The following is a 761-nucleotide window of genomic DNA, read 5'->3' as shown; positions in this document are numbered from 1 at the left end:
ATGGACTTCCTGGAGCATCTGCTTCATGAGGAAAAACTGGCCCGGCATCAGCGTAAACAGGCGATGTATACCCGGATGGCGGCCTTCCCGGCAGTGAAAACGTTCGAGGAGTATGACTTCACCTTCGCCACCGGTGCCCCACAGAAGCAAATCCAGTCGTTGCGTTCACTGAGCTTCATAGAGCGCAACGAAAATATCGTGTTGCTGGGGCCATCCGGCGTGGGGAAAACGCATCTGGCAATAGCCATGGGCTACGAAGCGGTACGGGCGGGTATCAAGGTTCGCTTCACTACGGCGGCAGACCTGTTGCTTCAGCTGTCCACGGCACAACGCCAGGGGCGCTATAAAACAACGCTTCACCGTGGCGTGATGGCGCCAAAGCTGCTCATCATCGATGAAATAGGCTATCTGCCGTTCAGCCAGGAAGAGGCAAAGCTGTTCTTCCAGGTCATCGCCAAGCGTTATGAAAAGAGCGCGATGATCCTGACCTCTAACCTGCCGTTCGGGCAGTGGGATCAGACGTTCGCCGGTGATGCGGCGCTGACATCCGCGATGCTGGACCGGATCTTACACCACTCACACGTTGTTCAAATAAAAGGAGAGAGCTATCGACTGAAACAGAAACGAAAGGCCGGGGTTATCGCTGAAGCTAATCCTGAGTAAAACGGTGGATCAATATTAGACCGTCGGTGGAGTTGTAAGTGGATCACTTTTTACCCGTCGTTGACACTACTGTCTGGTGTTTCAGGGGGCTACATCAC

Annotated in this window: 1 protein-coding gene; it reads left to right on the top strand. The window is 54.0% G+C overall.

Annotation, left to right across the window (positions count from 1 at the left end; all coding sequences use genetic code 11):
- Window positions 1–663: IS21-like element ISSen3 family helper ATPase IstB (istB, locus tag KCR01S_RS23610; RefSeq protein WP_061285268.1), on the top strand; the 663-nt coding region annotated here is incomplete at its 5' end.
- Window positions 664–761: the final 98 nt, after the last annotated feature.

The sequence above is a fragment of the Kluyvera cryocrescens NBRC 102467 genome, from assembly GCF_001571285.1.
Taxonomy (GTDB): domain Bacteria; phylum Pseudomonadota; class Gammaproteobacteria; order Enterobacterales; family Enterobacteriaceae; genus Kluyvera; species Kluyvera cryocrescens.
Note: the sequence above shows the minus strand (reverse complement) of the source record. Positions and strands in the feature narration are given on the sequence as shown.